Genomic DNA, 14847 nt, shown 5'->3' with positions numbered 1-14847 from the left:
TGGAACGTGGTGGCCACGTTTGAAAGCCTAAGTGCGGTCTTTCAAGCCGGGCTTTTACTAGGCCGAGCAAAAATCACTCGACCAAGTAAAATTTCACCACTGAGCGTCATCCAGTCCGCCCTGCGCTAATTATTAGCACATGATTTGTCAGTCGAAATTTAACTGGATGATTGATAAACGATCGTGACAGTAATAATACGACACTTAATAGACTGATGTAAAAGCAGTTACGTCAGTAGAGTTAGGTCACTGAACAACAACTATAATCAATTAGCTAGTCAACGGAGGGCGGGTCAGAATTGGCTCAGTGGTGTCGTTTATCTTAGTCGGTGGGTTGCCGACTTAGATAAAGCCCGGCTTGTGAGACCGCTTTTGAGGCTCACAAACGCGGCCACCACGTTCCAGCCGATTCTGACCCAACCAGAGTGGCAAAATAACTACCGACCGAAGTAGCTACAATTATAAGGATAGTCACGTTAATTTGCAATCTAAGAAAGAATGGTTAACGTTTTCATAGATTGGTGCTAAACTAAAGGTATATTAAGTCAAAGGAGATCTTTTGTGATGCCAGTAGAAACGAAAACCAAGATTCATGAGGATTCGAAGAAATTGGTCTATGACGATAGTGATGTTAAGAAAGCGATGGATTTGATTCGGAGTCGGGGGTATGTTACTCGTGCCGACTTCAACAAGATGGATGATGTAGACTGGGCTGAAGGCTTCGATAAGAAGATTGAAGACGGCTTCATCAAGTCTGAAGGCGAAGATCCATACGTTTACTTTGAACAATTTGACTTTAAAGGTGGCGACATTGACTCCATTATCTTTGATATGGATCAAGTCGGTACCCGGGAACATGCTTTAGATCTTTTAGCCGCAGCAATTAAGCAAAATGCGTACTAAACCAATCCGTTAACAGGGGGTCTGACCATGCGTCAGCATTTATTTAGTCACTTGGATGACTTAGGACCAGTAGCATTACTCAAACGAGCGCACCATGAAGCTCAAGCCGTTTTAACGGCTCATCTTGTCATGAAGACGGATGTGGTCGAACACGATGATGATTATACGGTAACCGCTGAATTACCCGGTTTTGATAAGGATGCGATTACGGTTAAGTATACCGATGATTGGCTCACGCTTAGCGCGGACCAAGGCAACGGTGCCAGTCAACGTGATGATGACGGTCGAGTTTTACGGCGTGAACGTCAGACTAATACACTGACGCGACGTTTTTACTTTAAGAATGTCGTCAGTCAGCAGATTCAAGCGCACTATCATGACGGGTTATTAACGGTCACACTACCTAAAAAGGTCACGGATGACGCGGGAAAGATTGACGTGCAATAAGCCGTTTAATCTTAACCAACAAAACATGCAAATAGCCAAAAGCCACTAACAACGATTTTGATCGCGGTTAGTGGCTTTTTTAGTGGCTTATTTAGAATCATCAGTACTGATTTCAGCCGCATCGTGTTCCTTATTGGCTTCAGAAATACTCATGGTGATCGTCTTAGGCCGGTCTTTAAAGATAACGATCGTGCCTTTACCTAAGAAATCTTTAGGCCCATCGTATGCCATGTTATATTCATTGGCAAAGGCGCCTTCTTTTTGCAAGGTCATAAAGAAAATCTTAGCATCTTCGTAGTCGTCACTGAACATGACCGCCATGGATTTATCAATGAGCAACTTTTCTTTGCGCATCTCGTTGAGTCGGTGCCATAAGCCATCAATCACCGGTTGGGGGAGACGTTCTTTAACATCTTCACCAGTCCGGTGTTTCTTTGTCATTTCATACATCTTATCTAACCACCGTTTCTATTGAATTTATCGTTAGATTGAACCTAAACGTTGCATAACGATTTAAATGATACCACAAAGGGTAAATTTAATGCCATTTATAAGCTGAGCTAGTTTACATGACTAGTTAATCTGTATATAATGATGATAAAAGATCGAGGAGGAATTTGCATGGCAACTATTATAACCTATGCGGATTGGAAACAACGCATGAGTAAAGTCATTTTACCCAAATGGACGGAATTACCGAACTTTGATCTATACATGGATCAAGTCTTATTACTGATTAATGAAACTTTGCAGCCACTAGGAGTTGATCCAGTGACGGCTGCGATGATTAATAATTATGTCAAACACAAAGTGATCTTGTCACCAGTCAAAAAGAAATATCAGATTATGCAATTGGCAGATATTATTGTGATTAGTTTGTTAAAGCCTAGCTATCCGCTTGATATGATTCGCGAAGGCATCGATCAGGTCACGGCGACCGGCTATCCGAAACGGGCCTATGATAATTTCATCACGGAACTGGTCAAACGATTGCATCATTTAGATGAACCGGTCCAGGTCTCTGATCAGGATCTAAGTGGAAGTTTAACGGTCGCTGCTGCCCAATTAATTGTTGATAAATTACGAACTGATGAATTAATGCGACTGAATCAAGCACACATAAAACCAAAACAGATTGAAAAATGAACAATCTATGTCGAAGGACCGTGAAACCGCAAATTAATTGGGTTAACGGCCCTTTTTTTGGTTGCTGGAAGCCATTTCTTCTAGTATGATTGATGGGGTGTCATACTAAATTGTAAACAATTGAATGAGAAAATAGGCAAGTTGAATGGCTGTCTTTTAGGACAGTTGTTTTACTAAGAGAAAGAGTGATTGATATGCAGGTTTTCATCAGTGACGATAATGACCAACAACGTCTCTGGTTGACCGAAATCATTACTGCCCAGTTAAACCAATTGCAATTCGATTATGAATTGGCGCCGGTTTGGCAACCAGCCGATGTGTTACGGATGGTGCGGGCTAGTAACGGACCGAATATTTATTTTTTAGATATTGTTTTAAAACAAGCAACCAATGGGATTGAATTAGCTTCAGCCATTCGGAATTATGATCCAGATGGTTTTATCATCTATGTTAGTGTGCGTGATGATATGTTACCGGAAACGTTGAGTGCCATGACCACGCCAACTGGGTTTATTTCGAAAGCCGATATGTTTGATGAAGCCAAGTTTGTGCCACGGGTGACGCGGGTACTCCAAGTCATTAAGCAGCGTTTAGTGACCTTGAAGCAAGCACCAGAACCGACTTTAACTTTAAAGAGCGGCGCGTTATTATTAAAGCTAAAGCTTCGGGATATCGTGTATTGTGAGAAAGTCCATGGGTTGCGGACCACGCGGATTGTCACTGATAATCAAGCGTATATTGTGCATAAGAATTTAAGTACGATCAAGGCGCAACTGCCGACGACTCACTTCTTTAACGAGTTCCAGAGTTATGCGATTAACTTAGATAAGATTGTCACGGTCAACTTTAACAAGGGGCTCGTTAGCATGGCTAACGGCGACCGCTTGTCCTTTAGCCGTGGTACCATTAAGAAGTTGCGCACATATTATCAAGCTCAGGAATAGGATGATTAAATGATAACGGATGCTCAATTAGCGGCGATTGCAACGTATGCGACTGATCGATTAGCCCAAGATAAGAGCGGGCATGGGACGGACCATCTTCACCGGGTTGTTAAGTTAGCGCGCCGATTGGCAATGGCTGAACAGGCGGATTTGAACTTAACTTTGGCAGCAGCTTGGCTACATGATGTGATTGATGACAAGTTAATGGCTGATCCAGAGCAAGCCCATCACGCACTGACAACCAAATTAACGGCTTTGCAAGTTAGTGCAGCAGCCCAACAAGCCATTTTTGAAATCATTGACCATATGTCATTCAGCAAGTCACTGAACGGGACCCAATCGTTGTCGTTAGCGGGACAGATCGTTCAAGATGCGGATCGCTTAGATGCGATTGGGGCGATTGGTATTGCGCGGGCCCTGTATTACTCTGGACATGTCGGCGAGGCGATCTATGATCCAAAGGTAGCGCCACGTGAACATATGACCAAAGCCCAGTACCGGAATCAACCAGGAACCGCGATTAATCATTTTTATGAAAAGTTGTTTAAGCTGGAAGGGTTAATGAATACAGCGGCGGCGAAGCAATTGGCCCACCAACGCACGCAAGTGATGCGTCAATTTGTGACCCAATTCAAAGCTGAATGGGATGCCGATGATCAATAATTAAAAGGGCCTGGGACAAAAATCGTCTCAGGCCCTTCTTGTGCTCCGATTATACATGGTCGAAATGTGCGTCAAAAGGCAGTCAACTCCACTTAACATCGATTAACTACCTTTCGTCGAACGTATTCTAAGCTGGTTGGCCTACCCTATATGATACCCATACCCCATAGTATTACTATTCAGCTTTTTTAGGGCGTCAGAAATGTCAGGATACAGCACTCACATATGGTGTCTGATTTGTCCGATTAATTCCATCATTTACCATCATGCCATTACATTAATACGTTGATATACCAATATTATACGGTACATACAAGTATAAAAGAGTGCATATATTATTTTGGACACGTTCAATTAAGTTAATTCTCAAAAAAGATAAGCTTTTTATTAGGGCGTGGCAAGTAGCTTTCTGCACCCTAAATAGAAAAGGATGCACCACTGATATCCGGAAAAATGTCATGTTTTGTTAAGTAGTTCTACCTATAAACTAAAAAATGATTAGATGTATTTATTGACATTACATCTAATAAGAAGTACAGTGTTACATGTAATAACAATAAATACATGAAGGCAAGGCGGACTTATGCGCTTAAATACGCGACTTAGTGATGCAATCCACACTTTATCATTGCTGTACGTTAGAAATAACGAGAATTTAAATAGTACACAAATCGCTCAAAGCGTAAACACCAATCCTGTTTTGATTCGTCAACTAGTTGGAGATTTAAAAAGTGCTGGGCTAGTAAATTCACAGCGCGGCGTATCAAAAATCACTTTATCAAAAGATCCACATGATATCTCACTACTAGACATTTATCTTGCTGTTGATGGTCATCAAATATTGAATGTTGATACCAATACCAATCTAAATTGCATTATTGGCGGCAATATTCAGAGCATCTTAGGTGATTACTATCAGAATCTTACTGATGGTGTCAAACAGCAACTTAGTGAAACAACTCTTGCAGATATGATTGACCAAATTCTTAACCAAGCAGAATCCCAGAAAGGACTTATTATGAATAAAATTAAATTAGCACTCGCTGAACTAGAAAAAGACAATACTAAAGTCGAAGTAATCCGCACTTTGAATGATAATAACTGGTTAGCTCTCCATACTTTAACAACTGTAGGAAGTAACAAGACTGTTACCTTTGATGCTTTTGAATTTGAGGGTGATACCATCAAGCAACATTTACACACAGAAACGCCTTATTTAGAAACACCCACTCCATCAGGTCACACTCAATTAGACGGTCCAACGCATGTTGACGCAAATTTTAATGCTAACGAAACCGGAAAACTAGTTGAGGAAACCATTAACGCAACATTGATGGGCGGCCCTCATTTAGAACATGCTACTGACTATATGAATACTGATTACATTCAGCATCATGTTGGTGTTCCTGATGGATTAGACACTGTCATGAAAGGTGTTCAGATGTTAAAAGCAGCGGGCAAAGAGTCTATCTATACTAAGATCAACCACGTTATTGCTGATGGCAACTTTGCTTTAACTATTTCTGATGGTCATGCTGAGGGTATTGAAAAAACTTACTATGACTTATTCCGAGTAGAAAACAATCGTATCGCTGAACATTGGGATATTGTTAATCCACGCTAATGACAACCAATCAGTTTTTAGATAAACTAACTTCTTTCAATATTCACTATCGAATACTAGATCATCCACTTTTCTTTGGCCTTAGATCCGGTGGCTTAACGATTTTAGATAATTTTGATAGATTTTCAGCCATTAAAACTATTCCCATCTCGCTGCTGGTGGCTGTTAGACCACATACCGAAAAGCGCTTGAACTTCAAGTGAGTCTTTAAATCAGCAAAAATTGGTTCAATTTCAATTTTGTGTTGGGCATACAAATCATGGCCGGTTTTACTGGTCAGTTGTTCTTTAGCTTTATTCTTAAAGTATAGCCAATTGTAATTGACACTTATTTGACGATCTCTTTTCTTTTTTTGTTTCAGTGCCTTAAGAATAGTAGGAATCGTCATCTCTGTGTATAAATAAGCTTAAAAAGGTAGTTCTGAGAAATCATTTGATTTCTCAGAACTACCTTTTTTGATGTGATCTGGGAGTTTTGTCTCAGATTCTTTTTAAGCCCGTAAAAAACGGGTAATCAACATGACTAATAGGGATACAACCAGTGAGTAGCTGAGAATAATCGCCATCGTTAGCCCAAAGGTGGTGACTGCTTGGAGAATAACCGTAGCGTGCGCGTCTAGTAAGGTGATAATGGTAGTGAAGACAACTAGCACAACAATCGTACTAGATAAGCCTAACGCGCTGTTCTGATAGTCGGCCGGACTGAGGTCAAAGCCGCCAATCACGATTAAGACGGTCAACAGGAGTAGTAATAATAATTGCCACCAATTGCCGACTTGCTGAGTTAAGACTGACCAGCTAGCTGTCCAGGCCAAACGCATCGGCTTAGCAGCTAATTTTAAAATGGCGTGCGCCAATCCTGGAAATAAGAGATAGTCCAAGCCAAGCAAACTGGCTGTACAACCAAAGATGGGGGCGACCCCAATGAATAGATTGCCAATTGTTTGGTAGAAGCTATGTTGATTCCAAGTATGATTGACATAACCGAGTGCTAAGTCGTCATCACCGCCGTGGCGTCGATTCACATGAGGTAACTTCAGTAAGCGGACGGACTGAATCCCATGACGAAAAATGAGGGCCATGATTAAATGACTCGTTTCATGGATGATAATGCCTAAACAGCCAAGGTAAACTTGACTATTGATCCCGAATTTAGTGACGAGATTGCGTTTAGTCTGCCGGTTGACTACGGTGAGTAACCAGGCAAACACTGCGGGAAGTCCTAGCAAGTTGCCTAGGACTAACGCGTAATTAATGACGAGCTGTTTCAAAGCATCACTCCGTTAAATCGCCAAAAGTCCCATGCACAAGTTTGCGTAGGTCTTCAGCGTCAATTTCAATTGACCGACCAATTTTGCCGGATGATACGAGCATTTTACCTTGCTTTTTAGCACTATCATTGATAAAAATTGGAAATTTCTTAGTTTCCCAAATCCCCACGGGGGTGTTGGCCCCATGTTGGTAGCCGGTTGTACGTTCCAAGTCTTTTAGCGGAATCATGCCGACTTTTTTATTGCCAGATAATTTAGCTAATTTTTTGTAGCTTAGATGTTCATCTATAGGCAAGACGCCAACTAGTGGCCCGGTCTTATTACCAATTAGCGCCAAAGTCTTGTAGATATGATGTTCATCAACGCCTAAATGGTCAACTTGCAACTGTTCAACATCGCCTTCCGTTTCGGTCGGAAATTCGAATTGTTGATAGCTGACATTGGCTTTATCTAAAATCTTTTCAACTAAAGTTTTACCTAATTGATCTTTTTTCTTCTTCTTTGACATGCTAATCTCTTCCTCACAATCATAAAAGTGCGTTCCAATTGTTTAAATGGACCGGGGTATTCTGCCATCATGGTCCAAACTCTGCTATACTACAGGTATAATTAGTCCTAACGGGTTACTAGCTATTAGATGCATCAAGCCATCAGTAATTACAGCTGATGGATATGCTGAGCATGACCGTCTCCGTTGACCAGCCGGTTCGCGGTGGGGCAACCCTGCAGCCATAGGACGGTCTGCAGGGCGCTTTTAAGCCGAAAGTCACGTCTTAAAAGTCGGCCCAGACCCTAACCTGGGATAATTCACCCAGCTAAGGGGCTCGACAAGTTTAGCGTAGGGCGGGCTGGATGATGCTCAGTGGTGACATTTTACTAGGCTGGGTGGTTTTTCCCCAGCCTAGTAAAAGCCCGGCTTGTGAGACCGCATTTTGGCTCACAAACGCGGCCACCACGTTCCAGCATCAATCCAGACCAACCGTAGCGGAAAACAAGCACGATGTTGCATTAGTTCTAATACCCAGTAAACCAGTTATATTAAATAAAGGAGGGACCGGGATGGCCGATTTAGTTTATCAACAAGTGATGACCGATTTAAAAAAACGGATTATGGCCAATGAATTCGTTGATAAAAAGCTACCAGATGAACGGAGCCTCAGTGACCAATATCAAGTGAGCCGCAGTTCGATCAAGCGTGCATTGAATGTGTTGGCAAACCAAGGCTTGATCTTCAAGAAGCGCGGGTCCGGAACGTTTATCAATCCATTATATCTTAAAAACCAATCGTCTTTTCAATATGAAGGGACGAATTTGGGGATTACCGACAGTCTGAATACTGAAGGCGCACACCCTAGTATTCAATTATTAGACTTTCAGGTCATTCCTGCAAGTCAAGAGTTGCAACAGGACCTATTTTTAGGGCCAGATGAGTTTGTTTATGAGATAAAGCGTTTACGCTTGCTCGATAACCAACCGTTCATGATTGAGACGGGCTATATTCCGATTAAGTTAGTGCCAGAATTGAATCGGGAAGTCATTAGTGGGTCGATCTTTAACTATGTTCAAGCCACGAAACATGCTGCGGTTACTAAGTCATTCTTATCGATTTCAGTTGATGCGTCGAATGAAAATGATCAAAAGTTATTAGCGCTCAAGCCAACTGAACCCGTTGGCGTGATGAGTGGGATCTTCTTCTTAGATGATGGGACGCCCTTTGAAGTCTCAAACATGCGCCTGCATTATCGGTATATGAAATATACCACCTTTGTCAAAGTCTGAGTTGAGCTGGAAATAGCGGCGTTTGATAGGGTTAAGGCGCCTTTAAATCGAGACGACAATGCTTTAGTCGTCAATTTGAACTAGCTTACTTAAGTTGCCAAAAATTGCCAATTCATAAAAAATAAAATCAGTATCTCCTAACCGGCGTAATTGTACGAATATCGCCGGTTTTATTGTCCTTTCAATTTGCCAAATTTAATAATTGGACCGTTCCAATAATAAAAAAGGTTGACTTTAAAAAATAACTTGATAAGATGGTACTTGTAAACGATGTCAGATTCATCTTGACGGCACTTAGGCAAATTAAGGAGCGGATTACAATATGACAACTGATTATTCATCACCAGCATATTTGCAGAAGGTTGACCAATATTGGCGGGCAGCCAATTATTTATCAGTCGGCCAATTATATTTAAAAGCGAATCCATTATTACAACGGCCATTAAAGGCCAGTGACGTTAAAGTTCATCCAATCGGCCATTGGGGGACGATTGCCGGGCAAAACTTTGTGTATGCCCATTTAAACCGGGTTATTAACAAGTATGGCGTTAACCTATTTTACGTTGAAGGTCCTGGTCATGGCGGCCAAGTGATGGTCTCCAACTCTTATTTGGATGGCACTTATACGGACATCTATCCTGAAATCACCCAAGACAAAGCTGGGATGCAAAAGCTCTTCAAGCAATTTTCATTCCCAGGTGGGGTCGCCTCACATGCTGCCCCAGAAACGCCGGGTTCGATTCATGAAGGTGGCGAACTAGGGTACTCCTTATCGCATGGGACGGGGGCTATCCTAGATAACCCTGATCAAATCGCAGCGGTAGTTGTTGGCGATGGGGAAGCTGAAACAGGGCCATTAGCGACTTCTTGGCAATCCAACAAGTTCATCAACCCAATCAATGACGGGGCGGTTTTGCCAATCTTGAACTTAAACGGCTTCAAGATTTCTAACCCAACCTTACTCAGTCGGATGTCTGATGAAAAGTTAACGCAATACTTTGAAGGCCTCGATTGGGACCCCATCTTTGTTGAAGGGACTGATCCTGAAAAGGTCCATCCACAAATGGCTAAAGCCATGGATACCGCGATTGAAAAGATTCAAGCGATTCAAAAGCATGCGCGTGAAGCCAATGATGCCAGCTTACCAACTTGGCCAATGATTGTCTTCCGGGCACCTAAAGGCTGGACCGGGCCAAAATCATGGGATGGCGATAAGATCGAAGGCTCGTTCCGTGCCCATCAGATTCCGATTCCAGTCGACCAAAATGATATGCAACACGCCGATGCGTTAACCGATTGGCTACAATCATACCGTCCAGCCGAACTCTTTACCGAAGACGGGCAATTAAAGCCAGAAATCGCTGAAATTATCCCGCAAGGTCAAGCCCGGATGGCGGCTAACCCAATTACAAATGGTGGGGTTAATCCGAAAGCGTTGGACTTACCAAACTTCCGGGATTACGCGGTTGATAACCAGCAACATGGCGAAACCGTTAAACAAGATATGTTAGTTTGGTCCGATTATTTGCGCGATGTGATTAAAAAGAATCCGGATAACTTCCGGTTGTTTGGTCCCGATGAAACGATGTCGAACCGGTTGTATGGGATCTTTGAAACCACTAATCGGCAATGGTTGGAACCCATCCATACTGATAGTGATCAATATGAAGCGCCGGCTGGCCGAGTCTTGGATGCCCAATTGTCGGAACACCAAGCAGAAGGTTGGTTAGAAGGGTACGTCTTAACTGGTCGGCATGGTTTGTTTGCCAGTTACGAAGCCTTCTTACGCGTTGTGGATTCAATGTTGACCCAACACTTCAAGTGGTTACGGAAGGCCAATGAACTTGATTGGCGTCAAAAGTATCCATCATTGAACATCATTGCGTCATCAACTGTTTTCCAACAAGATCATAATGGGTACACCCATCAAGATCCGGGGGCGTTGACGCATTTAGCTGAAAAGAAGCCCGAATACATTCGGGAATATTTACCAGCTGATGCGAACACCTTGTTAGCCGTTGGTGATGTGATCTTCCGGAGCCAAGAGAAGATTAACTATGTCGTCACTTCAAAGCACCCACGCCAGCAATGGTTCGGGATTGAAGAAGCGAAGAAGTTAGTTGACAATGGGCTAGGGATTGTTGATTGGGCAAGTACTGATCAAGGTAGTGAACCCGATATCGTCTTCGCTGCGGCTGGGACTGAACCAACCTTGGAAACGTTAGCCGCGATTGACTTATTGCACAAGCACTTCCCAACAATGAAGATTCGCTTCGTCAACGTGGTTGATTTATTGAAGTTACGTCATCCTGAAAAGGATCCACGAGGGTTGAGTGATCAAGAATTTGACCACTACTTTACTAAGGACAAACCAGTTGTCTTCGCGTTCCATGGTTATGAAGATTTGGTGCGTGACATCTTCTTTGATCGTCACAATCATAATCTACATGTCCACGGTTATCGTGAAAATGGGGATATTACCACGCCATTTGATGTGCGGGTGATGAACCAAATGGACCGTTTCGATTTAGCTAAAGCAGCGATTGCTGCTCAACCAGCTATGGAAAATATCGGGGCGGCGTTCGTCCAACAGATGGACGATATGTTAGCTAAACATGCTGCTTATATTCGGGATGCCGGTGATGATTTGCCAGAAGTTAATGATTGGCAATGGACCGGTTTGAAATAGAGTTGATTAAAGACGCTCACTTTGGTGGGCGTCTTTTTACGTTGACCTAAATTTGAGCTTTGCTTGCCACTCTGGTTGGCCGAGAACCGGCTGGAACGTGGTGGCCGTGTTTGGAAGCCAAGTGCGGTCTTCTACAAGCCGGGGGTTATCTAAGTCGGAAAATCACCGACCAAGATAAACGATACCACTGAGCCAACTCTGGCCCGCCCGACGTTAATTAACGTGTGTTTTGTAGATGCCTTTTTGAATAGTTATACGCAAAATGTATGATGGAACATGAAAACTAAGCATTTTACATTTTTAGTGGTCATCACTATGCTTTAAGTATTAACAGCTAGTTAAACGTCATTAGTAGGTCAACTGGCGTGGTAAGTTGGTCGAAATTGACCAATTAGAAAGAAGTCTAATGATGGAATATACGAAGTTTGGTGGTACGGGATTAGATGTTTCACGGCTGTGTTTGGGCACAATGGGGTTTGGCAAGCCGTCAACTGGGATGTTTCCGTGGGCTGTTGATGCCGATCAGAGTGAGCAAGTTATCAAGCAGGCGTTGGATTTAGGCATCAACTTTTTTGATACGGCTAATATTTACTCACACGGTGATAGTGAACGGTTTGTCGGTCAAGCGTTGAAAAAGCTAGCGCACCGCGATCAGATTGTACTCGCAACGAAAGTATTTTTTACCCCAGAAAAGGTGCCAAATTTGGCTGGGCTATCGCGCAAAGCCATCATGTCACAAATTGATCAGAGTTTGCAGCGGCTACAAACAGATTATGTCGATTTATACGTCATTCATCGCTGGGATTACAGAACGCCGATTGAAGAGACAATGTCAACTTTGAACGATGTGGTTAAAGCTGGTAAAGTTCGTTATATCGGGGCATCGGCGATGTTTGCTTGGCAATTCGAAAAGGCCCAAGCAGTCGCGGAATTACATGGTTGGACGAAGTTTGTGTCGATGCAGAACCATTTGAATTTGTTGTATCGAGAAGAAGAACGGGAAATGTTGCCGTTATGTTTGGACCAAAAGATTGCAGTAACCCCGTACAGTCCCTTAGCGTCTGGCCGCTTGACTCGTGATTGGGCTGGCGATACGAAACGTTACGCGACTGACACGGTTGCCCGTTCGAAGTATGATGCTAGCAAAGCGTTAGATATGCCGATTATCAAGCGTGTTGGTGACGTTGCAGCTAAGTATGGCGTGGATCGGGTTCAAGTGGCTTTAGCATGGTTGCTGCAAAAGCCTGGTGTTACTGCACCGATTATTGGGGCGACTAAAGCACATCATTTGAGTGGCGCAGTTAAAGCGTTAGATCTGCACCTAAGCGCTGACGATGTTCACTATTTGGAAGCACCCTATCAACCACATGAATTAGTCGGACCGTTGACTGCCGATCAGATGGATTATCAGCGTTAAACTTATTGATAAAATGTTCTAAAACTAACAGCCTTGCCAACAGGTAACAATCATTGGTAAGGCTGTTAGTTTTGTTAAGTCATTAATTGAAAAATTTTCGGCAAAGGCGCTTTGACCGTAACGAGTTCGGTACTGAATGGCAGCTGTAGATGTAATTGCACGGCATACAACATTAATCGTGGCACGGTAGCCGCGCGCGGGTCATAGAGTGGATCGCCCATGATAGGGTGACCGTTGGCGGCTAAGTGGACTCGTAATTGATGGGTGCGGCCGGTTTGCAAATCAAGCTTGACTAGGGTTTGACCAGCTGTTTGCCGGATAACTTGGTACTCAGTTAGTGCCGATTGCGCATCGGCAGTGTTAATCCAACGTTTGCGCTTATCAGTCGGATGATGACCAATCGGATCGTTGAACTGGCCACTGGCAGTCGTGAACTGGCCCCAGACCCAAGCATAATAAGTTCGGTGAATCTGCTTGCTGCTGATGAGCCGGTCGAGAATCGGCACGACCACCGGATTTAAGGCAACTAACATCGCCCCAGACGTTTGCTGATCAAGCCGATGAACCATGTAAGGCGCTTGCCTAGTTGGCTGGAGGAACGCGGCTAGGTGGTTTAGAATTGAACCGACTTCAGCTGGCTGGTTTGGATGAGCCTTCACGCCAGCCGGTTTATTGACGACTAATAAGTCTTGGTTTTGATATAAAATCTCAATACCCGCCGCAGAATCTGGCTGGTAACTGGAGATTGGCGTGCGAAAGTCAGTTGGGATGAATTGCATCATCAAAGCATCTCCCGTCTGTACTACCGTTGCCACCGATGCGGGCACCTGATTGACCCAGAGGCGGCGGCCTTGACGTAACTGACCCTGAATCCGCTTAGGTAAAAGCCACGTTTGTAGACAAGTCCGAACGGTGGCTTGGTTGAGGTTAGCCGGAATTGTGATTGTTTTAGTCCAGTACATGTTAGCGAACCGCCTTTCCAAGTAGCATAAAAAAATAACGCGTCACCGCGTTATTTTGAGGTTACTTATTTGTCTGGTTTAACAATTAAAACGTCACAGACCGCATTACGGCTGACGTAAGTGGTGACGGAACCAACCATTAAGCGTTCAACAGCAGAGAGGCCAGTTGAGCCAATCATGATTAATTCGTTGTGATGGTCGGCTGGAAATTCACGGGCAATGACGGTCTTAGGATTACCAAACCGCACGTGCATTTCAACGTCACTGACACCGGCGTCAATAGCTTCTTGTTTTAATTCCTCGAGGCGTTTTTGAACGTCTTCTGAAAGTTTGTAGATGACATCGCCACTGACTGCCCCGCCATAGGTGTCACTGAACTGGTTAACTTCAAGCACGTTTAAGATATCGAGATGGGTGTTATTGCGCTTAGCAACTTCAATGCCGCGTTTTAGCACTTCTTCGGTGACCTTGGAGCCGTCAACTGGTACCAAGATATTTTGATATTGTTGTAACATAATGGTTACCCCCGTTTTTAGTAGCTAATTAATAACACTATTTTAGCATTAAATTAGTGACCTGTAAGCCTTTTAGTTTAGCAAACCCGGTAAAGGGCGGGGTGAATCTTTTGGTTATTAACCGAACTTAAAACTTGGCAGCGCTATCACGACGACTTATAATATGAGTATCAGATAGATAGCGATTACGACCGCTATTAATTTTAGGCATCCTGGTTGGCGTCAGCTGACTGGGGTGTTTTTTAGAGTGTTCGGGCCAACGAGTTGCTCCTGAGCATTGCCTAGTGAGTCAATGATACCAGTGATTTTCCGGTATGATTGAGTCGCGTAGCAAGCGTAGGGAGCAGTTGGCCCGAACACGTTTTGGCTCGCCAAATAAAAGAAGAAAAAGCCGTATCACAGCCAATAATCAGTTTAACTATTTTGGTTATCGATAAGTTGATTTAAATACGCTTGGTGCTAGTTAAAATTGCCGCCTACCGGTTGGA

At 43.4% G+C, this 14847-nt stretch carries 15 protein-coding genes; 9 read left to right on the top strand and 6 right to left on the bottom strand.

What is annotated here, in order from left to right:
* Nucleotides 1–561 precede the first annotated feature (561 nt).
* Together FFM77_RS06810 and FFM77_RS06805 are read left to right on the top strand one after the other, a co-directional pair.
* A complete protein-coding gene (locus FFM77_RS06810) occupies nucleotides 562–903 on the top strand; it encodes a hypothetical protein (RefSeq protein WP_137635016.1) in 342 nt (113 codons plus the stop codon).
* Between the two features lie 27 nt (nucleotides 904–930).
* Nucleotides 931–1350, top strand: a complete 420-nt coding sequence (locus FFM77_RS06805; protein ID WP_137635015.1) for an Hsp20/alpha crystallin family protein — start codon at nucleotides 931–933, stop codon at nucleotides 1348–1350.
* Nucleotides 1351–1437: 87 nt separating this feature from the next.
* Here the strand turns inward: FFM77_RS06805 and FFM77_RS06800 are convergent, their stop codons facing one another.
* Nucleotides 1438–1800: a hypothetical protein gene (locus FFM77_RS06800; protein ID WP_137635014.1), complete on the bottom strand. Its 363-nt coding sequence runs from the start codon at nucleotides 1798–1800 to the stop codon at nucleotides 1438–1440.
* 171 nt (nucleotides 1801–1971) lie between these two features.
* Here FFM77_RS06800 and FFM77_RS06795 point away from each other — a divergent pair, with 171 nt between their 5' ends.
* From FFM77_RS06795 to FFM77_RS06780, 4 genes are all read left to right on the top strand, one after another.
* Nucleotides 1972–2496: a DUF1836 domain-containing protein gene (locus FFM77_RS06795; RefSeq protein WP_137635013.1), complete on the top strand. Its 525-nt coding sequence runs from the start codon at nucleotides 1972–1974 to the stop codon at nucleotides 2494–2496.
* Nucleotides 2497–2690: 194 nt separating this feature from the next.
* Complete coding sequence (locus FFM77_RS06790; RefSeq protein ID WP_137635012.1) at nucleotides 2691–3440, top strand: LytR/AlgR family response regulator transcription factor; 750 nt, start codon at nucleotides 2691–2693, stop codon at nucleotides 3438–3440.
* Between the two features lie 9 nt (nucleotides 3441–3449).
* Entirely contained in the window at nucleotides 3450–4103 is a 654-nt protein-coding gene (locus FFM77_RS06785; RefSeq protein ID WP_137635011.1) for an HD domain-containing protein, read from the top strand.
* A gap of 583 nt (nucleotides 4104–4686) precedes the next feature.
* On the top strand, nucleotides 4687–5727 hold the full coding sequence (locus FFM77_RS06780; protein WP_137635010.1) for an Rrf2 family transcriptional regulator: 1041 nt from the start codon (nucleotides 4687–4689) through the stop codon (nucleotides 5725–5727).
* 61 nt (nucleotides 5728–5788) lie between these two features.
* Here the strand turns inward: FFM77_RS06780 and FFM77_RS06775 are convergent, their stop codons facing one another.
* The 3 genes from FFM77_RS06775 to ybaK form a co-directional block, all read right to left on the bottom strand.
* The gene (locus FFM77_RS06775) at nucleotides 5789–6115 is read right to left on the bottom strand and encodes a transposase (RefSeq protein WP_137635009.1); all 327 of its coding nucleotides are present in this window, start codon (nucleotides 6113–6115) and stop codon (nucleotides 5789–5791) included.
* A 102-nt stretch (nucleotides 6116–6217) separates the two neighbouring features.
* On the bottom strand, nucleotides 6218–6997 hold the full coding sequence (locus FFM77_RS06770; protein ID WP_137635008.1) for a hypothetical protein: 780 nt from the start codon (nucleotides 6995–6997) through the stop codon (nucleotides 6218–6220).
* Nucleotides 6998–7001: 4 nt separating this feature from the next.
* Entirely contained in the window at nucleotides 7002–7505 is a 504-nt protein-coding gene (ybaK, locus tag FFM77_RS06765) for a Cys-tRNA(Pro) deacylase (protein WP_137635007.1), read from the bottom strand.
* A 551-nt stretch (nucleotides 7506–8056) separates the two neighbouring features.
* On the opposite strand from ybaK, the gene FFM77_RS06760 reads away from it, so the two are divergent.
* The 3 genes from FFM77_RS06760 to FFM77_RS06750 all read left to right on the top strand — a co-directional run bounded on the left by FFM77_RS06760 (nucleotide 8057) and on the right by FFM77_RS06750 (nucleotide 12882).
* Nucleotides 8057–8776, top strand: coding sequence for a GntR family transcriptional regulator (locus FFM77_RS06760; protein WP_137635006.1), 720 nt, complete (start codon nucleotides 8057–8059; stop codon nucleotides 8774–8776).
* A 322-nt stretch (nucleotides 8777–9098) separates the two neighbouring features.
* Nucleotides 9099–11465, top strand: coding sequence for a phosphoketolase family protein (locus FFM77_RS06755; RefSeq protein WP_137635005.1), 2367 nt, complete (start codon nucleotides 9099–9101; stop codon nucleotides 11463–11465).
* A 409-nt stretch (nucleotides 11466–11874) separates the two neighbouring features.
* A complete protein-coding gene (locus tag FFM77_RS06750) occupies nucleotides 11875–12882 on the top strand; it encodes an aldo/keto reductase (protein ID WP_137635004.1) in 1008 nt (335 codons plus the stop codon).
* 74 nt (nucleotides 12883–12956) lie between these two features.
* Here the strand turns inward: FFM77_RS06750 and FFM77_RS06745 are convergent, their stop codons facing one another.
* Both FFM77_RS06745 and FFM77_RS06740 read right to left on the bottom strand, forming a co-directional pair.
* Nucleotides 12957–13844: an RluA family pseudouridine synthase gene (locus tag FFM77_RS06745; RefSeq protein ID WP_137635003.1), complete on the bottom strand. Its 888-nt coding sequence runs from the start codon at nucleotides 13842–13844 to the stop codon at nucleotides 12957–12959.
* A 65-nt stretch (nucleotides 13845–13909) separates the two neighbouring features.
* On the bottom strand, nucleotides 13910–14359 hold the full coding sequence (locus FFM77_RS06740) for a universal stress protein (protein WP_137635002.1): 450 nt from the start codon (nucleotides 14357–14359) through the stop codon (nucleotides 13910–13912).
* Nucleotides 14360–14847 lie beyond the last annotated feature (488 nt).

Source organism: Lactiplantibacillus songbeiensis (assembly GCF_005405125.1).
Classification (GTDB): domain Bacteria; phylum Bacillota; class Bacilli; order Lactobacillales; family Lactobacillaceae; genus Lactiplantibacillus; species Lactiplantibacillus songbeiensis.
This window is presented reverse-complemented; position numbering and strand designations above follow the sequence as displayed.